Genomic DNA, 21458 nt, shown 5'->3' with positions numbered 1-21458 from the left:
GTGCACCAAGCAGCATCGCAACCCCTTGGGAGCGGGGTTCACGGGAGGAAGGTCCATGGGCGAGCCCAACACAGCCGCGCAGCCATCCCAGGAATTCGAAAAAGTCCTGGTCAACAGTTCGACGCAGGTCGCGTCGTTCGACACGCATGACAAGACAGCGGTCCAGAAGATCCAGCATTTCCTGCATTCGACGCCGGCCGCCGTGCCGTTCATCGTGCTGGTCGCGGCGATCCTGATTTTCGGCATCGCCATCGGGGGCAAGTTCTTCTCGTCCTACACCCTGACGCTCATCCTCCAGCAGATCGCCATCGTCGGTATCCTCGGCGCGGCGCAGACGCTGGTGATCCTGACCGCCGGCATCGACCTTTCGATCGGCGTGATCATGGTGCTTTCAGCCGTCATCATGGGCAATTGCGCCGTGACTTACGGGCTTCCCGCACCGATCGCCATCGCCATCGGATTTCTTGTCGGCGGCGCCTGCGGCTTCCTCAACGGTTTCCTCGTTTCCAGGGTAAAGCTGCCGCCGTTCATCGTGACGCTCGGCACCTGGTACGTGATCATGTCGACGAACTTCATCTATTCGGCGAACGAAACGATCCGCGAGGCTGATGTCACTGCTGTCACCCAGATGCTGCATGTCTTCGGCGTCAGCTTCAAGCTCGGTTCGGCAGTGCTGACGCTCGGCGTCATCACCATGGTCGCCCTGGTCTTCGGCCTCTGGTACGCGCTGAACCACACCGCCTGGGGCCGGCATCTCTATGCGGTCGGCGACGATCCGGAAGCGGCGAAGCTCTCGGGTATCCGCACCAGCCGCGTGCTTTTGAGCGCCTATACGCTGGCCGGCCTGATCGCGGCGCTTGCCGCCTGGGTTTCGATCGGCCGCAACGGCTCGATCTCGCCGTCGGCCGCCGTCACCGACTATAACCTCCAGGCCATTACCGCAGCCGTGATTGGCGGCATCTCGCTCTTCGGCGGACGTGGGTCGATCCTCGGGACGCTCATCGGCGCGATGATCGTCGGTGTCGTCTCCATGGGCCTCAACATGCTGGGCGCCGATCCGCAATGGAAGGTCTTCCTCACCGGCGTGCTGATCATCTCCGCCGTCGCAATCGACCAATGGATCAGAAAGGTAGCAGGCTGATGGCCCAGGAACCCATTCTCACCGCGCGCGGTCTGGTCAAGCGTTACGGCCGTGTCACCGCTCTCGACCAAGCCGATTTCGATCTCTATCCCGGCGAAATTCTCGCCGTGATCGGTGACAACGGCGCCGGAAAATCCTCGATGATCAAGGCGATTTCGGGTGCGATCCATCCTGACGAAGGGGAGATCAAGCTCGAGGGGCAGACGGTCAACTTCCGGTCGCCGATGGATGCGCGCGCCGCCGGCATCGAGACGGTCTACCAGAACCTGGCGCTGTCGCCGGCGCTGTCGATCGCCGACAACATGTTCCTCGGTCGCGAGATCCGTAAACGCGGCATCATGGGCAAGCTCTTCCGCACCCTCGATCGCTCGGCGATGGAACAGAAAGCACGGGCAAAGCTCTCCGAACTTGGACTGATGACCATCCAGAACATCAACCAGGCGGTGGAAACGCTCTCGGGCGGCCAGCGTCAGGGTGTGGCCGTGGCCCGGGCCGCGGCCTTCGGCTCCAAGGTGGTGATCATGGACGAACCGACCGCGGCACTCGGCGTCAAGGAGAGCCGGCGCGTGCTGGAGCTGATCCTTGACGTGCGCGCCCGCGGCCTGCCGATCGTCTTGATCTCGCACAACATGCCGCATGTGTTCGAGGTGGCCGACCGCATCCACGTTCACCGTCTCGGCAAGCGCCTCTGCGTCATCAATCCGAAGGAGCATACGATGTCGGATGCGGTTGCCTTCATGACCGGGGCGAAGGAGCCGCCGCGCGAGGCGCTTGCGGCATGAACGTCGAGCCGATCGCCAACGAAATCCTGAAACGGGCGGCCGGTGCCGCCCGCTTCGTCGTCGCCATCGCCGGGCCGCCCGGTGCCGGCAAGTCGACGCTGGCCGAGGCCGTGGCCGAAACCCTGGTTGCCTGCGGCGAAAAGGCGGCGGTGCTGCCGATGGACGGTTTCCACATGGACAATGCCGTTCTCGAGGAAAAAGGTCTGCTCCCTCGCAAGGGGTCGCCGGAGACCTTCGACGTCAGGGCTTTTCTTTCGACGGTCGCAGCCGTCCGCGCCAATGACGGCGAGGTGTTGGTTCCGGTCTTCGACCGCTCGCGCGAGATCGCGATCGCCTCGGCCCGGATCGTTGCGCCCGAAACCCGCATCATCCTGGTGGAGGGCAATTACCTGTTGCTCGACGAGGCGCCTTGGACGGGGCTCGAAGGCGCCTTCGATTTCTCGATCTTCATCAACCCCGGCGTCGAGGAACTGGAGCGGCGGCTTCTAAAACGCTGGTACGATCACGGCTATGACGAGGAGGCGGCAAAGCGCAAAGCCCTTGGCAACGATATCCCGAACGCGCATCGGGTGGTGGAGCGTCAGCGGGCTGCCGATCTGGTGCTTGCGGATTTCTGAGCGATGGCCGGATTGCGGATTGTGTTTGCGGGCGCATTGGTGATATCGAGACGCGGTTCCACCACATGAGAAACCGCCCGTCACCCGCGCACCCGCCGGCTCGCAAAGCCGCGCGCGCGGATCGGGCGCGAGCCTGGGGCTGCGGTTTTCCGTCTGCGCCTGCTCTGACCTAGGAGAACGCTGACCATGCAAGACCTCGTTATCCGCCGCCCGGATGATTGGCACCTTCACCTGCGCGACGGCGACATGCTGAAGGGCGTTATCGCCGATACCAGCCGCCATTTCGCCCGCGCGATCATCATGCCCAACCTGGTGCCGCCGGTCGTCACCACCGCAGACGCCTCCGCCTATCGCGAACGCATCGTCTCGGCGATCCCGGCCGGGGACCGGTTCGAGCCGCTGATGACGCTCTACCTGACCGCAGGCACCAATCCCGACGACGTCGAGGCCGGCCACAACAGCGGCCTCGTCAAGGCGGTCAAGCTATACCCGGCAGGTGCGACGACCAACTCGCACAGCGGCGTGCGCAACATCGACGAGGCGATGCCGGTCTTGGAGCGCATGGCAAAGATCGGCCTGCCGCTCTGCGTGCATGGCGAAGTCACGAGCGCGGATGTCGATATCTTCGACCGCGAAGCCGTATTCATCGAGACCGTTCTCGAACCCTTGCGCCAGCGCCTGCCGGAACTGAAGGTGACGATGGAGCATGTCACCACCAAGGACGGCATCGACTACATCAAGGCGTCGAAAGCGAACCTTGCAGGTTCGATCACCACCCATCACCTGATCATCAACCGCAACGCCATTCTCGTTGGCGGGATCAAGCCGCATTACTACTGCCTGCCGGTCGCCAAGCGCGAGAACCACCGTCTCGCACTGCGCGCGGCTGCGGTCTCCGGCGACAAGCGTTTCTTCCTCGGCACGGACTCCGCACCGCACGTCGATCCCTTGAAGGAATGCGCCTGCGGCTGCGCCGGCATCTACACCTCGATCAACACCATGAGCTGCCTGGCGCATGTGTTCGAGGAGGAAAGCGCGCTCGACAAGCTCGAAGCCTTTGCCTCGCTGAACGGCCCCGCCTGGTACGGCCTGCCGGTGAACGAGGAAACGATCACGCTGCGCAAGCAGGCCGAGGCCGTGACCTATCCGAAGAAGATCGAGACCGGCGCCGGTACGGTCACCGTTTTCGATCCGATGTTCCCGCTGCACTGGGCCGTCGTTTGATCGCAACTGCATAATTCCTTGGGTCGGATGGATCCAAAGGCAAAATTATGCAGCAGTTGAAGATGTTACAGCGACCTTTGCGCGTCTTAACAGACGCGCGGCGCTGCAGAGATTGAAGGAGAGTTTGATGTTTTCCAACGCGTTCACCGACAAGGCCGTGATGGCCGAGCTGGTCGCCAAGATGCTCTGGGAGATCAAGGCGGTGCATTTCAGCGCCGACAAGCCCTACAAGCTGTCGTCCGGCATGGCGAGCCCTGTCTATATCGACTGCCGCAAGCTGATTTCCTATCCGCGCATCCGCTCGGCCGTGATGGATTTTGCCGCCGCATCGATCCTGCGCGAAGCCGGTTTTGAGAAGTTCGACGTGGTGGCCGGCGGCGAAACCGCCGGCATTCCCTTCGCCGCGATGCTTGCCGAACGTCTTGGCCTGCCGATGATCTATGTGCGCAAGGCGCCCAAGGGCCACGGCCGCAACGCCCAGATCGAGGGCCATATGCCGGAAGGCGCCCGTGTCCTCGTCATCGAGGACCTGACGACGGCCGGCGGCTCGATGTTCAAGTTCATCGACGCCATCCGTGCGGCCGGCGGCATCGTCGACCATGGCATCGCACTCTTCTACTACGACATCTTCCCGGAAGCGGTCGGCGAGATGAAGGGCAAGGGCGTTGACCTGCACTGGATCGCCACCTGGCGCAACGTGCTTGCGGTCGCCCGCGAGCAGAAGCTGTTCGACGAAAAGACGCTCGGTGAGGTCGAGGCCTTCCTCAACGCGCCGCTCGCCTGGTCGGGCCGCAACGGCGGCGTCAGCGCCCTGGCGTAATCTTTGGCGCGGCCCCGGTTCTGCCGGGGCCGCGCAGCGTCTTGAGCTACACTTTTTTAATCGATTGAAAATCTGTCGAGGAGGATAAGCCGATGATCGTATGCTGCGGAGAAGCGCTGATCGACATGCTGCCGCGGGACACGACCGCGGGCGAGAGCGCCTTTGCGCCCTATGCCGGCGGCGCGATCTTCAACACGGCGATCGCCCTTGGTCGCCTCGGCATCCAGACCGGCTTCTTCACCGGCCTCTCCGACGACATGTTCGGCGATATCCTGCGCGAAACGCTGAAGGCAGCCAATGTCGATTTCGGCCCCTGCGCGACGCTGTCGCTGCACACGACGCTCGCCTTCGTCAAGCTCGTCAACGGCCACGCCAGCTACGCCTTCTTCGACGAAAACACTGCCGGCCGCATGATCACGTCAGAGCACCTGCCGGCGCTTGGCGACTTCTGCGAGGCGCTGCATTTCGGCGCGATCAGCCTGATCCCCGAGCCCTGCGGTTCGACCTATGAGGCGCTGATGACGCGTGAGCATGAAAAGCGGGTGATTTCCTTCGATCCGAACATCCGGCCGGGCTTCATCAAGGACAGAGAAGCGCACCTCGCGCGCATGAACCGCATGGCGGCGATGTCCGATATCATCAAGTTCTCCGACGAGGACCTCGCCTGGTTCGGCATGGAGGGAAGCCACGACGATCTCGCCGCCGAATGGCTGAGGCGCGGCCCGAAGCTGGTGCTGATCACCAAGGGCGCCGATGGCGCCGTCGGCTACACCGCCCGCCACAAGGTCGAGGTTGCCGGTGAGCGCGTGACCGTGGTCGATACCGTTGGCGCCGGCGACACGTTCGATGCCGGCGTGCTGGCATCGCTGAAACTTGCCGGCCTCCTGAGCAAGGCAGATGTTGCAGATCTCACTGAGACCGCCGTCCGCAATGCGCTGGCGCTCGGCGCCAAGGCGGCAGCCGTCACCGTCTCGCGCGCCGGCGCCAACCCGCCGTGGAAGCACGAGATCGGCCTTTGATCGTCAGTCCGGGGCCGGGCGGTACTCCAGGATATCGCCCGGCTGGCAGTCGAGGGCTGCGCAGATCTTTTCCAGCGTGTCGAAGCGCACGCCCTTCACTTTTCCGGATTTCAGCAGCGAGATGTTCTGCTCGGTGATCCCCACCTGTTCGGCGAGATCGCGTGAACGAACCTTGCGTTTCGCCAGCATCACATCGAGATTGACGACAATCGGCATGCGCTAGACGAAGCTCCTGTTCTCCGCTTCAACCCCTGACGCGATGACCATGACATGGCCGAGGCTGACGACCAGGCCCGCCATCAGAAGCACGATCATCGTGCCGCCATTGATGTCGAACACCACCGCATGTCCCGTGGTGCCGGGGTTGTCGTACGTGACGGCCAGTATGCCGATGCCGTTGCTGACGGTCATGCACAGCGAACCGAAGAGAGCCGTGAAGCCGACCCGCCGCAACAGCACGCCATTGCGGCCGGACAGGATTTCGCCGCGCTGGAAACTGTCGAAAAGCTGCCAGGCGAATGCGAGGCCGGCAATGACCAGCGCGCTGTTGATCGCTGCCAGAAGGGCGACGGTCCCGATGGCGCGATAGGACAGGGTGATGTTCTCCACACGCGGGAAGACGATGTCGCGAACGCCCTGTTCGAAGCCTTGCCGGTCGAAGAAAATCTGCCAATGCGTGTAGACGACCGCCGAACAGAAGAGCGCCCCGCACAAGAGGATCATGAGCTTCATGAAGCGGCTGAGCTTGCGCAGCCTCTCGGCGGAGTTCGTCATAACAATCCCTTTATCGTTTGACTTGTGTTTTTATCGTAAAACAATAAGCAATTGCCGTCAATCATGATCTGGATTTGCTAAAGGGAGCAGACCAGTCGCGGAAATCTCTCGGTCAAGGTCTCGGGCTGCTGCTGGCGCGGCGCGTTCTCCGCAAGCCTACAGGTCACGGTCAATGCCTTGATGCAGATGGCGCCAGGCACGGACTATTTCCATTGTTGCCGAACCTCGACCTGATGCAGATACTGAACCGGCGAGCCTCAAGGAACTGCCTGCCTGCACCAAATGACAAAGCCCGAGGGTGCGATCTGCGCCCCCGGGCTTAATGGTCGTTGCGTCGCGGCTCCTGTGGGGCCAATGCTTTGATTTAACGAGCGGCCTTCAGCAGCGCCGCCACCAGGCCCGCCGTCGAGGAATCGTGGCCGCTCGCGCTCTCCTTGCCCTCGACGACCGGTAGCAGCCCGGTTGCGAGCTCCTTGCCGAGCTCGACGCCCCACTGGTCGAAGGAGTTGATGTTGAAGAGCGCGCCTTCGACAAAGACGCGGTGCTCGTAAAGCGCGATCAGGCGACCGAGCGCGAAGGGGTCGAGCTGGTCGTAAACGATCGTCAGCGACGGACGGTTGCCGGTGAAGACGCGGTGCGGGGCAATCTTGTCGGCCTTGGCGTCTGCCATGCCCTTGGCGGTCAGCTGCGCCTTGGCTTCCGCGAGCGTGCGGCCCTTCATCAGCGCTTCCGACTGGGCCAGGCAATTGGCGATCAAAAGCTCGTGTTGGTGGCGCAGGCTCTTCTCGTGGCCGTTGGCGGCGATCATGAACTCGGCCGGAATGACGTCCGTGCCCTGGTGGATCAGCTGGTAGAAGGCGTGCTGTCCATTGGTGCCGGGCTCGCCCCAAACGACCGGGCCTGTCGAATACTCGACCGGTGTGCTGTCGAGCGTCACGGCCTTGCCGTTCGATTCCATGTCGAGCTGCTGCAGGTAGGCGGGGAAGCGCGACAGGCGCTGGTCATAGGGCAGGATCGCGCGCGAGGGATAGCCGAGCACATTGCGGTGGTAGAAGCCGAGGAGGCCGAGCAGGACCGGAATGTTCTCACGGATCGGGGCGGTGCGGAAATGTTCGTCGATGGCATGGCCGCCATCGAGGAAGCGGCCGAAATTCTCCTTGCCGACCGCGATCATCAGCGGCAGGCCGATCGCCGACCAGATCGAGTAGCGCCCACCGACCCAATCCCAGAAGCCGAAGACGCGGGCCTGGTCGATGCCGAAGGCGGCGACCTTGTCGAGCGCGGTCGAAACGGCAGCGAAGTGATGGCCGACCGCAGCCTCGCCGAGCTTGCCAGCGATGAAGGCGCGGGCGGTCGCCGCATTGGTCATCGTCTCGATGGTGGTGAAGGTCTTCGAGGCGATGATGAAGAGCGAGGTTTCCGGATCGACCAGCTTCAGCGTATCGGCGATATGGGCGCCATCGATGTTGGAAACGAAATGCAGGCGCGGGCCGTCGTGGAACGGGGCGAGCGCCAGCGTCGCCATGACCGGGCCGAGATCGGAGCCGCCGATGCCGATGTTGACGACGTCGGTGATCTTCTTGCCGGTCGCACCTTTCAGCGCGCCCGAGCGGATGCCGTCGGCAAAGGCGCCCATGGCGGCAAGCACGCCGTTGACATCGGGCATCACGTCCTTGCCGTCGACGAGGATCGGGCGGTTGCCGCGGTTGCGTAGCGCCGTGTGCAGGACGGCGCGCTCCTCGGTGATGTTGATGATATCGCCGCGGAACATGGCGTCCCGCTTCTCCTCGACCTTGGCGGCCTTGGCGAGCGCCTCGAGGCCATCCAGCACCTTGTCGTTGACGGCGCATTTCGAATAGTCGAGCAGCAGGTCGCCGAGCGTGGTGCTGAAGCGCGCAAAACGTTCTGCGTCGGCGGCAAACGCCGCGCGGATATCGGTTGCTTTGGTTTCAGCGGCGGTTGCTTTGAGTTGGTCGACAAGCGCTTTCATCGCGGGGCTCCTTGGTCGGACAGGGGTGTCGGACAATCGCCTGCGTAGCTATTCGCTTTAAGTGGACCAAATCAAGACTGGAAAACCGCCGAAGTGGCGGTTTTCAGGATTTTTTAAATCGTTTGAATTTGGGAGTAGTTTACCCGCGCAAATCCTTGCGCAGGATCTTGCCGACATTGGTCTTCGGCAGTTCGGTGCGGAATTCGACGAAACGTGGGCGCTTGTAGTTGGTGAGGTTGGCGGCGCAGTGGCGCTTGACCTCTTCTTCCGTCAGTGCCGCGTCCCTCTTGACCACGAAGAGCTTCACCGCTTCGCCGGAATGCTCGTCCGGAATGCCGATCGCCGCGCATTCGAGGATGCCCGGGTGGGTCATCGCCACTTCCTCGATCTCGTTCGGGAAGACGTTGAAGCCGGAGACCAGGATCATGTCCTTCTTGCGGTCGACGATCTTGACGAGCCCGTCGGCGTTCATGAAGCCGATGTCGCCCGAGCGGAAGAAGCCATCCGGCGAGATCGCCTTGGCGGTCTCGTCCGGCCGCTGCCAGTAGCCGGCCATCACCTGCGGTCCGCGGATGCAGATTTCGCCGACTTCGCCGATCGCCAGCGTATTGCCTTGGTCGTCGCGGATCTCGACGTCGGTGGACGGGATCGGCATGCCGATCGTGCCGGTGAACTCGGTCGCGTCGAGGATGTTGGCCGTTGCCACCGGCGAGGTTTCCGAAAGCCCGTAGCCTTCGGCGATCGAGCAGCCGGTCATCTGCTTCCAACGTTCGGCGACCGGGCGCTGGATCGCCATGCCGCCGCCGAAGGTCAGCATCAGCGACGAGAAGTCGAGCTTCTGGAACTCCGCATTGTTCATCAGCGCGTTGAACAGCGTATTGAGGCCCGGGAAGATGTTTGTCCTGTGCTTGCCGAGTTCCTTGACGAAGCCCGGAATGTCACGCGGATTGGGGATCAGGATGTTGTTGCCACCGGTGGCAAGGCCCATCAGCGAATTCACCGTCAGCGCGAAGATATGGTAAAGCGGCAGCGCGCACATGAAGACGAGATTGTCCGGCCGGGCCCTCGAGCGGAACGCCGTCTGGAACCAGATTTCCATCTGCGCCATGTTCGACAAAAGGTTCGAATGGGTGAGCGTCGCGCCCTTCGAAACGCCGGTCGTGCCGCCCGTATATTGCAGGAAGGCGACGTCGCTGGCGGCGACATTGGGCTTGGTCAGCTTGGCTCGGCCACCCTTGGCAAGCACGTCCTTGAATGAAAGGTGTCCAGGGATCGACCAGGCCGGAACGAGCTTCTTGACGCGGCGGACGACCAGGTTGACGATCGCGCCCTTGAGGCCGAGCATGTCGCCCATGGTCGCGACGACGACGTGCTTGACCGAGGTCTTGTCGACCACCTGCTGCACTGTATGGGCGAAATTCTCCAGAACGAAGATCGCTTTGGCGCCCGAGTCGACCAACTGGTGCTGCAGCTCGCGCGGCGTATAGAGCGGGTTGACGTTGACGACGGTGAAGCCGGCTCTGAGGATGCCGTAGACGATCACCGGGTTCTGCAGAATGTTCGGCATCATCACCGCGACGCGGTCGCCCTTGGCAAGGCCAAGTGATTGCAGCCAGGCGCCGATCCGCGCGGACTGGGCGTTGAGATCGGCAAAGGTGAGCGTCTTGCCCATGCAGGTGAAGGCCGGGCGGCTCGAATAGCGGGCCACGGCATGGTCGAAGAATTCGCCGATCGACTTGTAGGGCAGGGGGCCAATTTCGCCGGCTATTCCGGCTGGGTAGGATTTCAGCCAGATCTTGCCTGGGCTGATACCCGTCTGTTGTGCGCTGACTTCCGCCATGACCTCTCTCCCTCTGGTCGCCACAGGCTGGCCTGATCGCGGCCTGAGAAAATCCCTCCCGATCCTCTCATGCCGATGAAGATGATGCTTTTGCGACACCTCTTCAAGCTGAGATTCGGGATTATATAACTTTGACGTAAACGTCAACTGAGCTTACGGTTAACAGGCCTCTGCGAGCCTCGCGAAAAAGTATGACGATAACCGCAAAAGCTTTGCCTGCCGCGGGAAAAACCTGTATTGCATTGCAGCATATCCCTGTTGGTCCAATCCAACATCCGTCGACATATCCCCCAGATTTTTCTCCGGCCGCAAGGCACGGCGACACTGGCCATTGCCTATGAGTGATCCCATGTGTGACGAAGCCTTCACCTCTGCCGTCGATCCGCGCCGGGCCCGCGTCTCCGCCGCCGAAGTGGCGCTCGCCGTTGGCGGCTTCGGCATCGGTACCGGCGAATTCGCCATCATGGGTCTGCTGCCGCAGGTCGCCGAAGACGTATCGGTCTCCGTACCCCAGGCTGGCGCTGTCATCAGCGCCTATGCACTCGGCGTCGTCGTCGGTGCGCCGCTGATCGCGGTGCTTGCCGCTCGCTTCTCGCGCTTCCGGGTGCTTCTGGTCCTGATGCTGGTTTTTGCCGTCGGCAACTTCGCGAGCGCCATCGCTCCGGATTTCTACACGCTGATTGCCGCGCGCTTCTTCGCCGGCCTGCCGCACGGCGCCTATTTCGGCGTCGCTGCCCTGGTGGCGGCGGGCCTTGCCGCGCCGAACCAGCGGGCCCGCGCCGTGGGCCGGGTGATGATGGGGCTGACCATCGCCACGCTCTTCGGCACGCCGCTCGTCGCCTGGTTCGGGCAGGCGCTCGGCTGGCGCTCCGCCTTTGCCATCGTCGGCGCCATCAGTCTCCTGACCATGGCGCTCACCTTCGCCCACGTGCCGCGGGACCAGGGCAACCCGAAGGCGACGCCGCTTCGCGAACTGGGAGCGCTCGGCAAGCTCCAGGTCTGGCTGATGCTCGGCATCTGCGCCATCGGCTGCGGCGGCATGTTCGCCGTCTTCAGCTACATCACGCCGGCGCTGACCGAAGTCGCGGGTGTTTCGCTTGGTAATGTGCCGATCATGCTTTCTGTCTTCGGTGCCGGCATGATCCTCGGCAACATCGTCGGGGCGAGGCTTGCCGACTGGGCGCTGATGCCGGCGATCGGTATCGCTATCGTCTTCAACATCTTCGCCTATGTGCTTTTCTACTTCACCATGGGAAATCCGTGGATCGCCATCGTCAACGTGCTCTTCATCGGCGGCGGCTTTGCCGTTGTTCCGGGCGTACAGACGCGGCTGATGGATGTCGCCGGCGAGGCCCAGACGCTGGCCGCCGCCCTTAGCCACTCCGCCTTCAATCTCGCCAATGCGCTTGGCGCCTGGCTCGGCGGTGTTTCGATTGCCGCCGGTTACGGCTGGACCTCCACCGGTCTCGTCGGCGCCGTTCTCGGCGTCGCCGGCTTCGGCATCTTTCTCGCTTCAGTCTTCGTCGATCGCGCACAGCCTGCGCGTATGGCTGCAAAACCTGCGGCGGAATGACCGGCTTTATCGAAAGAAAGCCAGGGGCTCTTGAACCCTCCTAAATTTTTCTGTCATGTCCCGCCGCTAGCGTCGACCACGGCCCTGAAACTACCGTAAAGCAGGGGCAAAGGGGCGGCGCGCGGCGCTAGACAGGCTGGCAAGGCCTCGGGTTTGTTGTAAAGTCGTCGAAAGACGGAGGATCATTGGTGCAATTGGGCAATCGTGAACGAGAGAATTTTGCCGTGGAGCCGCGGCTCCTTGGGCAAACCGCTATTTCACGCCATGCCCTTGTCGGCCCCATGACCGCTGCCCGCTGGATGCTGGTCTTCGTTCTGCTTGCCGGCGTCTACTTCTTCCATGGTTTCGTCGTTCCGGTTCTGGCCGCCGTCGTCATCGGTTTTGCCAGCTGGCCGATCTATCGTCGGCTGCTCGCCGGTGTGAACGGCAACCGGACGCTGGCCGCCACCATCGCGATCGTCTGCGTCATTTCCTTCATCGTCGTGCCGATCTCGATCGCTGCCGTCTATGCAGTCGACGAGGTGCGCGACTGGGTCGTCTGGGCGGTCGAGACCAATGCCAATGGTGCCGTGGTGCCCGCCTGGCTGTCCGGTATCCCGGTTGCCGGCGCCTGGCTCGGCGAACAATGGGTCAAGCATATCGGCCATCCGGGTGCGCTCGGCGAACTCGTCCAGCTCGTCAGCGGCTCCAACATCGGCAATATCTACCGCGGCGTCCTGGTCGTGGGCGCGTCGACTTTCCATGCCTTCCTGACGCTGCTGTTCATGATGATCACGCTGTTCTTCGTCTATCGCGACGGCCAGTCCTTCTCCGGCCAGCTCGACAAGCTCGGCGAGCGCATCTTCCCGATGCGCTGGGAGCGGCTGTCGCGGGTCGTGCCGCTGACGATCAGCTCGACGGTGACCGGCATGGGCATCATCGCCATCGGCGAGGGCATCGTGCTCGGCGTCGCCTACTGGCTTGCCGGCGTGCCGTCGCCGGTCACCCTCGGCATCATCACCGGCCTGATGGCGCTGATCCCGGGCGGCGCGCCGCTCTGCTTCACGCTGGTCTCGGTCTATCTCGTCGCCAGCGGCTCGCCCGTTCACGGCCTGGCGCTGTTCACCTGGGGCACGACCGAACTCTTCATCGTCGACAAGACGCTGCGCCCGCGCCTCGTCGGCGGCCCGATCAAGCTTCCCTTCCTGCCGACCTTCTTCGGCCTCGTCGGCGGCGTGAAGACCATGGGCTTCCTCGGCCTCTTCGTCGGCCCGGTGCTGATGGCGCTGCTCGTTGCCATCTGGCGCGAGTGGATGCGCGAAGTCACCGCGCCCACCGAAACGAGCGTGAACCACATCATCAAGGGCTAGGCGTCACGCCAAGCCGGCGGTCGCGGACGTGCGGTCGCCCTTAATCTGTTCGGCATCTCGCTGATAGGCCGATACCGACCGGATCCCGCGCTTATCGAGATCGTATTCCGCCTTCGGTAGCGGACCCTGGCGGGCGTCTTTATCTTTTCCTTATGCCGCCTTCCGACCATCGCAATCGATAATTGACCCGTTGCGGATGCACACTTCGGACCTCAACAGTCCGGAGAATTTGCATGTCCGATGTTCTTTTTCTTGCCGCCGGCATCGGCGGCTTTGTCGTGTTCGCGCTTTATGCGCGCGCGCTGAGCCGGCTTTAGGAGGGCGTCATGTTTGAAGCCCTGCTCGGTCTTGCCGTCGCTGTCGCGCTTGCGGCCTACCTCGTCGTCACCCTCGTTCGCCCGGAACGGTTCTGACCCGGTCGACGGGATCGGACCCGTTGGCCGTTCGCATCAGCCGGGCGCCGTCGCGCCGTCCGGCCGCCCTTAGCGGAGTAATCTCATGTCTATCATCGGGTGGCTGCAGATCAGCCTCCTCTTCATCGCCGTCCTGATCGTCATCAAGCCGCTGGGGCTTTACATGGCGCGGGTCTTCTCCGGTGAACGCAACGTCTTTTCGCCCGTCCTCGGCCCCGTCGAGCGCGGCCTTTATCTTGCCGCCGGCGTCGATCCGAAGAAGGAGCAGGGCTGGCTCGCCTATACGATGTCGATGCTTGCCTTCAGCCTCGCGGGCTTCGTCTCGCTCTACGCGATCCTCCGGCTGCAGGCCTATCTGCCGATGAACCCGCAAGGTTTCTCGGGCATGCCGTCCGGCCTCGCCTTCAACACGGCGGTCAGCTTCGTCACCAACACCAACTGGCAGAACTACGGCGGCGAAACCACGCTCAGCCATTTCAGCCAGATGGCCGGGCTCACGGTGCACAACTTCGTCTCGGCTGCGACCGGCATCGCCATGGCGCTTGCCGTCACCCGCGCCTTCGCCCGCTCGAACGCCTCGACCGTCGGTAATTTCTGGGTCGATCTCACCCGCTCGACGCTCTACGTGCTCCTGCCGATCGCCGTCGTCATGGCGCTTGCCATGGTTTGGAGCGGCCTGCCGCAGACCTTCCACGCCGATCTCATCGCAACCACGCTCGAAGGCGCCAAGCAGACGATCTCAGTCGGCCCGGTCGCAAGCCAGGAAGCGATCAAGCAGCTCGGCACCAATGGCGGCGGCTTCTTCAACGTCAACGCCGCCCATCCGTTCGAAAACCCGACGGCCTTCTCCAACTATCTCAACATCTTCTCGATGCTGTCGATCTCGGCGGCGCTCGTCTGCACCTTCGGCCAGATGGTCGGCAACCGCCGCCAGGGCTGGGCCTTCATCGCCGTCACCGGCATCCTGCTGATCTCCGGTGTCGCGGTTGTCTACTGGGCTGAAGCCCAGGGCAACCCGATCCTGACCGCCCTTGGCCTCGATGCTGCCCAGGGCAACATGGAGGGCAAGGAAGTTCGCTTCGGCCAGGCGATGACGGCGCTCTATGCGGCTGTCACGACGGGCCTGTCGGATGGCGGCGTCAACGGCATGCACGGCTCGCTGACGGGCCTCGGCGGTCTCGTGCCGATGTTCCTGATGCAGCTTGGCGAAGTCCTGCCGGGCGGTGTCGGTTCTGGTCTCTACGGCATGGTGGTCTTTGCGATCCTCGCCGTTTTCGTTGCCGGCCTGATGGTCGGCCGTACGCCGGAACTGCTCGGCAAGAAGATCGAAAGCCGCGAGATGAAATACGCGATGTTCGCCGTCCTCATCCTGCCGGCAACGATCCTCGGCTTTGCCGCCGTCTCCGCGATGCTGCCCTTTGCCGTCGCCAGCATCGGCACGGCGGGTCCGCATGGCCTGTCGGAAATCCTCTATGCCTTCACGTCGGCGGCCGGCAACAACGGCTCGGCTTTCGGCGGCCTCACCGGCAACACGCCCTGGTACAACACGACGCTTGGGTTCGCGATGCTGCTCGGCCGCTTCGCCTATGCCGTTCCGGTGATGGCGATCGCCGGCTCGATCGCGGTCAAGACCCGCGTACCGGCCTCCAAGGGTACCTTCCCGACCGACACGCCGCTCTTCGTCGGCCTGCTCGTCGGCATCATCCTCATTCTCGGCGGGCTGCAGTTCTTCCCGGCGCTCGCGCTCGGTCCCATCGTCGAGCATCTCTCGATGCTTGCCGGTCAGACCTTCTAAAGGAATTCGACACATGTCTTCCAAACCCATCGCTCCCAGTCTTCTGGACCCGGCGATCCTGCTGCCGGCGATCAAGGCGGCGTTCGTCAAGCTCGACCCGCGCCAGCTTGTGCGCAATCCGGTGATCTTCGTCACCGAAGTGGTCGCCGCCGTCGTCACCGGCCTCTTCGTCCGTGATCTCGTAACCGGCGGCGGAAGCGCGCTCTTCTCCGGCCAGATCGCTGCCTGGCTCTGGTTCACCGTGCTCTTCGCCACCTTTGCCGAAGCCGTCGCCGAAGGCCGCGGCAAGGCCCAGGCCGACAGCCTGCGCCGCACCAAGTCCGAGCTGACGGCGCGCAAGCTCGTCGCTGACGAAGGCCGTGAGACCCAGACGATCCCGGCGACATCGCTCAAGGTCGGCGACCTCGTGCTTGTCGAGGCCGGCGAACTGATCCCCGGCGACGGCGAAGTCGTCGAAGGCGTCGCTTCCGTCAACGAGAGCGCCATCACCGGTGAATCGGCGCCCGTCATCCGCGAATCCGGTGGCGACCGCTCGGCCGTCACCGGCGGCACGCAGGTGCTGTCCGACTGGATCAAGGTCCGCATCGGCGTCGCACCGGGCGACACCTTCGTAGACCGCATGATCGCTCTGATCGAGGGCGCCCAGCGCCAGAAGACCCCGAACGAGATCGCCCTTTCGATCCTGCTTTCGGGCCTGACGCTGATCTTCCTCGTCGCCGTCGTCACGCTCTGGGGCCTTGCCGGTTATTCCGGTACCGTTCTCTCGGTCACCGTGCTGGCCGCCCTGCTCGTAACGCTGATCCCGACCACCATCGGTGGTCTGCTCTCGGCGATCGGCATCGCCGGCATGGACCGTCTGGTCCGTTTCAACGTCATCGCCACCTCCGGCCGCGCTGTCGAGGCCGCCGGCGACGTCGATACGCTGCTGCTCGACAAGACCGGCACCATCACCTTCGGCAACCGCATGGCCGCCGACTTCATGCCGGTGCCGGGCGTTACCGAGGCCGAGCTTGCCGATGCCGCATTGCTTGCGAGCCTTGCCGACGAAACGCCGGAGGGGCGCTCGATCGCAGCGCTCGCCACTGGTGAATTTGGCCGCCAGACGCCAGATGTGTCGCTGCCCGCGTCCGACAAGGGTGAGGTCGTGGCGCTTGCCGTCGGGGGCGGCGCAAGCCGGGCCGGTGCTACCCGGATCGACGCGGTCATTCCCTTCGCTGCGGAAACGAGGCTTTCGGGCATCGACTTCGGCGGTCGCCGGCTGCGCAAGGGTGCCGTCGACTCGATCCTGAAGTTCACCGGCATCCGCGACGAGAACGTGCCGAACGAGTTTCGCCGCGCCGTCGACCAGGTGGCCCGCACCGGCGGCACCCCGCTTGCCGTCGCCGACGGTCCGCGCCTGCTTGGCGTCATCCACCTGAAGGATGTGGTCAAGCCCGGCATCAAGGAGCGTTTCGCCGCCCTGCGCGCGATGGGCATCCGCACGGTAATGGTCACTGGCGACAACCCGGTGACCGCGGCCGCCATCGCGTCCGAAGCCGGCGTCGACGACTTCCTCGCCGAAGCCACCCCCGAGGACAAGCTTGGCTACATCCGCAAGGAACAGCAGGGCGGTCGTCTCATCGCCATGTGCGGCGACGGTACCAACGACGCGCCGGCGCTCGCCCAGGCCGATGTCGGCGTCGCCATGCAGACCGGGACGCAGGCCGCCCGCGAGGCCGCCAACATGGTGGACCTCGATTCCAGCCCGACGAAACTCATCGAGATCGTCGAGATCGGCAAGCAGCTGCTGATGACCCGCGGGTCGTTGACGACCTTTTCGATCGCCAACGACGTGGCGAAGTACTTCGCCATCATCCCGGCGCTGTTCATCACCACCTATCCTGCCCTGGCCGCGCTCAACGTCATGGGCCTCGCCTCGCCGCAATCGGCGATCCTGTCGGCGGTGATCTTCAACGCGCTCATCATCGTCGCGCTGATCCCGCTGGCGCTGAAGGGCGTCAAGTACCGGCCGGTCGGGGCGGCAGCCCTTCTGCGCCGCAACCTGCTCGTCTACGGCCTCGGCGGCATCGTCCTGCCCTTCGCCGGCATCAAGCTCGTCGACCTTGCCGTCAACGCACTCAATCTGGTGTAACCATGCTGAACCAACTTCGCCCCGCCATCGTGATGATCGTGCTTTTGACCGCGATCACCGGCCTTGCCTATCCCTTCGCCATCACCGGCGCCTCCCAGGTGCTGATGCCCGCCCAGGCAAATGGCAGCCTCATCGAAAAGGACGGCGCCCTCATCGGCTCCGCCCTCATCGGCCAGAATTTCACCTCCGACAAGTATTTCTGGCCGCGGCCCTCCGCGACCGGTCCGGAAGCCTACAACGCCGGCGCTTCGAGCGGCTCCAACCTCGGCACCACCTCGGTCAAGCTGAAGGATCGCGTTGCAGCCGATGTCGAGCGGCTGAAGGCGGCCGGCGTCAACGGTGAAATTCCGGCGGATGCGGCGACCACGTCAGGCTCCGGTCTCGACCCGCACATCACGCCGGCCTTTGCCGAAGCCCAGGTTGCCCGCGTCGCCAAGGCGCGGGGTCTGAGCGAAGCGGACGTTGCCGGCCTGGTTTCCAGGGCGACGGAGGAACGGCTGTTCGGGGTCGTAGGCGAGCCGCGCGTCAATGTGCTAGAACTGAACCTCGCCCTTGATGCGCCCCGAACCTGATTCCTCACGCCTGAGATCATGAATGCCCGACAGTGAACGCGACGCCAAAAGTCGCCCGGATCCAGACGCATTGCTGGCGCTTGCCGCGCAGGACCGCCGGGGAAAGCTGACCGTATTCCTCGGTGCCGCTCCCGGCGTCGGCAAGACCTATGCGATGTTGTCGCGGGCCCGCCGACTGAAGGACGACGGCATCGATATCGTCGTCGGGCTGGTGGAGACGCATGGGCGCAGCGAGACCGCAGCGCTCATCGATGGATTGGAAATACTGCCGCGCCGCGATGTGAACCATCGCGGCCGCGTGCTGTCGGAGTTCGACCTGGACGCCGCCCTTGCGCGGCGTCCGAGGATCATCGTCGTCGACGAACTGGCCCATAGCAACCCGGCCGAAAGCCGGCACCCCAAGCGCTACCAGGACATCGAGGAACTGATCGCCGCCGGCATCGATGTCTGGACCGCGCTCAACATCCAGCATCTCGAAAGCCTCTCGGACATCGTCGCTCAGATTACGGGTGTCCCCGTGCGCGAGCGGGTGCCGGATACCGTGCTGAAGCGGGCCGACGAGGTGCTGCTTGTCGATCTGCCGCCGGCCGAGCTGATCGAGCGCCTGAAGGACGGCAAGGTCTATCTGCCCGATAGCGCCAAGCGCGCCGTCGATCGCTTCTTCCGCCTCGGCAACCTGACGGCGCTGCGCGAACTCGCGCTCCGGCGCACGGCCGACCGGGTCGACGACCAGATGGTCGACTACCTCAAGCAGAACGCGATCGAAGGCATCTGGGCGAGCGGAGAGCGCCTGCTCGTCTGCATCGGCCCCGATCCGCTGTCGGAGAAGGTCGTGCGTACCGCAAGCCGGCTTGCCGAGGGCTTGAACGCACCCTGGATCGTCGTCTTCATCGAGCGCGCCGACCGCGAGAGCGGCGACGGCGAGGACGTGCGCCGGCTCGACGAAACCTTCCGTCTTGCCGAACAGCTCGGCGCCGAAACCCGCCGCATCGTCGGCAATGATTTCGTCGAGGAAATCCTGAAGCTCGCGCGCCGCGAACACGCGACGCAGATCGTCATCGGCGCGCGCCGCCAATCCTTCCCGATGCGGTTCTTCCGGCAATCGCTTCCCGATGCCCTGGCCGAGCGCGTTTCCGGCATCGGCATCTACCTCGTTACCGACCGCGAGACGACGCCCGTCAAGCGGCGATCAAAGAGGAAGAGGACGCTGCCGCCGGGAACCGGCCGGGCGATCGGCATCGCCGCCGGATCGGTCGCCATCTCGACCGGTGTCGGCCTGCTGCTCGGCCGTTTCGTCGTCCTGCCCAACATCTCGCTGCTTTATCTGCTCGCGGTGCTGGCATCCGCGACCTATGCCGGCCATATCGCGGCGATCGCCGCAGCGCTGTTTTCGGTGCTCGCCTACAATTTCTTTTTCATCAAGCCGACCGGCACCTTCACCATCGCCGAGCCGCACGAGGTTTTCGCGCTCGTTGTCTTCCTGGTCGCCGCGGCACTCGCGGGCAGCCTCGCCTCCCGCGTGCGCGAACAGGCCAAGGCAGCGCGGCAGCGTGCCGCCGCGACCCAGGCGCTTTATGATTTTTCCCGCAAGCTTTCCGGCACGGCCAAGCCGGACGACGTGCTTTGGGCCGCGGTCACGCAGATGCAGTCGACGCTGAAACGCAGCGCCGCCCTTTTGTTGCCCGAGGAAGGCGACCTGCAGCTGAAGGCAGCCTGGCCTCCGGACACCGAACTCGACGTCACGGACATCATGGCGGCGCGTTGGGCGATGGACAAACGCGAGCCGGCCGGCAATGGCACCGGCACGTTGCCGAACAGCCCTTTCCACTTCCGTCCGCTGACAAGCCCGCATGGCGTTGTCGGCGTCTGTGGCTTCGTCCAGGCGGACAAGCCACTGGAGATCAACGAAGAGCGGGCACTGGCGGCGATCCTGGACCAGACGGCGATCGCGGTCGACCGGGCGCGCCTGTCGCGCGAAAGCCTCGACCAAGCCGCCAAGCTCGAAGGCGAACGGTTCCGCGCTGCTCTTCTCTCATCCATCTCGCATGACCTGAGGACCCCGCTTGCAACCATCACCGGTGCCGTCACCAGCCTGCGCCAGCTCGGCGACCGTATGCCGCCGGAAAGCCGCGACGACCTGTTGCAGTCGATCGAGGAGGAGGGCGGCCGGCTGACGCGCTTCGTCGCCAACCTGCTCGACATGACCCGCATCGAGGCCGGCACCGTCAACGCCAAGCGCGATTGGGTCGATGTCGCCGACGTCGTGCGGGCCGCCGTCGATCGCGCCCGAAAGTATTTCCCGGACCGCGAGATCGAGACCAGCATTGCAGCCGACCTGCCCTTGATGCGGGGCGACAGCGTGCTGCTCGGCCAGGTGCTGTTCAACCTGCTCGACAATGCCAACAAGTATGGCGGCGACGAGCCGATCAGCATCTATGCCCGTACCGAAGGCAGCGAGATCGTGCTGTCGGTAACCGATCTCGGCAAAGGTATCCCGCCGCGGGATCTCGAGCAGGTCTTCGAGAAATTCTTCCGCCGCGGCAAGGCCGACGGCCGCACGCCGGGAACGGGGCTGGGGCTGTCGATCGCCAGGGGCTTCGTCGAGGCGATGGGCGGACAGATCAAGGCGGAAAGCCCGGCGCTTCGCCGCCGCGGCACGCGCATTTCCATGCGCTTTCCCGCCGCCAAGGCTGAAATTTCCGAAAAGGACCGTGCATGAGCGTGGAGCGTATCCTCGTCGTCGACGACGAACCCCAGATCCAGCGTTTCCTGAAACCCGCGCTGAGTGCCGCAGGCTATGACGTTCGCGAGGCGATGACCGGTGCCGAGGCGCTGAAGGCGGCCGCGACGATGGCGCCGGATGTCGTCATCCTCGATCTCGGCCTACCGGACATGGACGGCAAGGAGGTCATCGCCAACTTGCGCGGCTGGTCGCAGGTGCCGATCATCATCCTGTCGGCGCGCGACCGGGAAAGTGAAAAGATCGCAGCTCTCGATCTCGGCGCCGACGATTACATCGAAAAGCCTTTCGGCATCGGCGAACTGACCGCCCGCATCCGCGCGGCCCTTCGCCATCGGGTGCAGATGGAAGGCGGCCAGACCCAGCTGTCCGCCGATGGCGTTTCGATCGACACGATCAAGCGGGTGGTGACGAAGGACGGCGAGCCGGTGCGGCTGACGCCGAAGGAATACGATCTCCTGGTGATGCTGGCGCATCACGCCGGCCGGGTCGTCACCCACAAGACGCTGCTGACCTCGGTCTGGGGCGTGGCCCACGGCGAAGACCTGCATTATCTGCGCGTCTTCATCGGGCAATTGCGCGGCAAGATCGAGCGCGACCCGGCCGATCCGAAGATCATCCGCACGGAGCCGGGCGTCGGCTATCGCTTCGTCGGCGACGACGGTTGACGGCGGTTGC

The 21458-nt window shown here is 64.1% G+C and carries 18 protein-coding genes; 14 read left to right on the top strand and 4 right to left on the bottom strand.

Features of this window, described 5'->3' with window-relative positions; translation table 11 throughout:
* The first annotated feature begins 55 nt into the window (after positions 1 to 55).
* The 6 genes from OKW20_RS05080 to OKW20_RS05055 all read left to right on the top strand — a co-directional run bounded on the left by OKW20_RS05080 (position 56) and on the right by OKW20_RS05055 (position 5603).
* A complete protein-coding gene (locus OKW20_RS05080) occupies positions 56 to 1141 on the top strand; it encodes an ABC transporter permease (protein WP_429170644.1) in 1086 nt (361 codons plus the stop codon).
* Positions 1141 to 1923, top strand: a complete 783-nt coding sequence (locus OKW20_RS05075) for an ATP-binding cassette domain-containing protein (RefSeq protein ID WP_429170642.1) — start codon at positions 1141 to 1143, stop codon at positions 1921 to 1923. The genes OKW20_RS05080 and OKW20_RS05075 overlap by 1 nt, the downstream gene beginning before the upstream one ends.
* Positions 1920 to 2540 carry a nucleoside triphosphate hydrolase gene (locus OKW20_RS05070; RefSeq protein WP_429170641.1) on the top strand — a complete coding sequence of 207 codons (621 nt, stop codon included), beginning with the start codon at positions 1920 to 1922 and terminating at the stop codon, positions 2538 to 2540. The genes OKW20_RS05075 and OKW20_RS05070 overlap by 4 nt, the downstream gene beginning before the upstream one ends.
* 186 nt (positions 2541 to 2726) lie before the next feature.
* Positions 2727 to 3764 carry a dihydroorotase gene (pyrC, locus tag OKW20_RS05065; RefSeq protein WP_429170639.1) on the top strand — a complete coding sequence of 346 codons (1038 nt, stop codon included), beginning with the start codon at positions 2727 to 2729 and terminating at the stop codon, positions 3762 to 3764.
* Positions 3765 to 3891: 127 nt separating this feature from the next.
* Positions 3892 to 4584, top strand: coding sequence for an orotate phosphoribosyltransferase (locus OKW20_RS05060; protein WP_043618867.1), 693 nt, complete (start codon positions 3892 to 3894; stop codon positions 4582 to 4584).
* A 92-nt stretch (positions 4585 to 4676) separates the two neighbouring features.
* The gene (locus OKW20_RS05055; RefSeq protein ID WP_402323434.1) at positions 4677 to 5603 is read left to right on the top strand and encodes a carbohydrate kinase family protein; all 927 of its coding nucleotides are present in this window, start codon (positions 4677 to 4679) and stop codon (positions 5601 to 5603) included.
* 3 nt (positions 5604 to 5606) lie between these two features.
* On the opposite strand, the gene OKW20_RS05050 is transcribed toward OKW20_RS05055, so the two are convergent.
* The 4 genes from OKW20_RS05050 to OKW20_RS05035 form a co-directional block, all read right to left on the bottom strand.
* Positions 5607 to 5819 carry a helix-turn-helix domain-containing protein gene (locus tag OKW20_RS05050; protein WP_429170637.1) on the bottom strand — a complete coding sequence of 71 codons (213 nt, stop codon included), beginning with the start codon at positions 5817 to 5819 and terminating at the stop codon, positions 5607 to 5609.
* Between the two features lie 3 nt (positions 5820 to 5822).
* A complete protein-coding gene (locus OKW20_RS05045) occupies positions 5823 to 6377 on the bottom strand; it encodes a DUF2975 domain-containing protein (protein ID WP_429170635.1) in 555 nt (184 codons plus the stop codon).
* A gap of 364 nt (positions 6378 to 6741) precedes the next feature.
* Positions 6742 to 8367 carry a glucose-6-phosphate isomerase gene (gene pgi / locus OKW20_RS05040; RefSeq protein WP_429170633.1) on the bottom strand — a complete coding sequence of 542 codons (1626 nt, stop codon included), beginning with the start codon at positions 8365 to 8367 and terminating at the stop codon, positions 6742 to 6744.
* Between the two features lie 139 nt (positions 8368 to 8506).
* Positions 8507 to 10207 carry a long-chain fatty acid--CoA ligase gene (locus OKW20_RS05035; protein WP_429112219.1) on the bottom strand — a complete coding sequence of 567 codons (1701 nt, stop codon included), beginning with the start codon at positions 10205 to 10207 and terminating at the stop codon, positions 8507 to 8509.
* Between the two features lie 349 nt (positions 10208 to 10556).
* Between OKW20_RS05035 and OKW20_RS05030 the strand changes: the two genes are divergently transcribed.
* From OKW20_RS05030 to OKW20_RS04995, 8 genes are all read left to right on the top strand, one after another.
* Complete coding sequence (locus tag OKW20_RS05030) at positions 10557 to 11780, top strand: MFS transporter (RefSeq protein WP_429170631.1); 1224 nt, start codon at positions 10557 to 10559, stop codon at positions 11778 to 11780.
* A gap of 188 nt (positions 11781 to 11968) precedes the next feature.
* Positions 11969 to 13129 carry an AI-2E family transporter gene (locus OKW20_RS05025; RefSeq protein ID WP_043618916.1) on the top strand — a complete coding sequence of 387 codons (1161 nt, stop codon included), beginning with the start codon at positions 11969 to 11971 and terminating at the stop codon, positions 13127 to 13129.
* Positions 13130 to 13455: 326 nt separating this feature from the next.
* Entirely contained in the window at positions 13456 to 13542 is an 87-nt protein-coding gene (gene kdpF / locus OKW20_RS05020; protein ID WP_043618850.1) for a K(+)-transporting ATPase subunit F, read from the top strand.
* 85 nt (positions 13543 to 13627) lie between these two features.
* Positions 13628 to 15337 (top strand): potassium-transporting ATPase subunit KdpA, encoded by a 1710-nt coding sequence (gene kdpA / locus OKW20_RS05015; protein ID WP_429170624.1) that lies wholly within the window; start codon positions 13628 to 13630, stop codon positions 15335 to 15337.
* A 13-nt stretch (positions 15338 to 15350) separates the two neighbouring features.
* Positions 15351 to 17468 (top strand): potassium-transporting ATPase subunit KdpB, encoded by a 2118-nt coding sequence (gene kdpB, locus OKW20_RS05010; RefSeq protein WP_043618844.1) that lies wholly within the window; start codon positions 15351 to 15353, stop codon positions 17466 to 17468.
* A gap of 2 nt (positions 17469 to 17470) precedes the next feature.
* Positions 17471 to 18040 carry a potassium-transporting ATPase subunit KdpC gene (gene kdpC, locus OKW20_RS05005; RefSeq protein ID WP_192447956.1) on the top strand — a complete coding sequence of 190 codons (570 nt, stop codon included), beginning with the start codon at positions 17471 to 17473 and terminating at the stop codon, positions 18038 to 18040.
* 22 nt (positions 18041 to 18062) lie between these two features.
* A complete protein-coding gene (locus tag OKW20_RS05000) occupies positions 18063 to 20759 on the top strand; it encodes a sensor histidine kinase (RefSeq protein WP_043618836.1) in 2697 nt (898 codons plus the stop codon).
* Positions 20756 to 21448, top strand: coding sequence for a response regulator (locus OKW20_RS04995; RefSeq protein ID WP_402323425.1), 693 nt, complete (start codon positions 20756 to 20758; stop codon positions 21446 to 21448). Before OKW20_RS05000 ends, OKW20_RS04995 begins: the two co-directional genes overlap by 4 nt.
* The last annotated feature ends 10 nt before the right edge of the window (positions 21449 to 21458 follow it).

The sequence above is a fragment of the Ensifer sp. LBL genome (assembly GCF_050435225.1).
Lineage (GTDB): Bacteria > Pseudomonadota > Alphaproteobacteria > Rhizobiales > Rhizobiaceae > Ensifer.
Note: the sequence above shows the minus strand (reverse complement) of the source record. Positions and strands in the feature narration are given on the sequence as shown.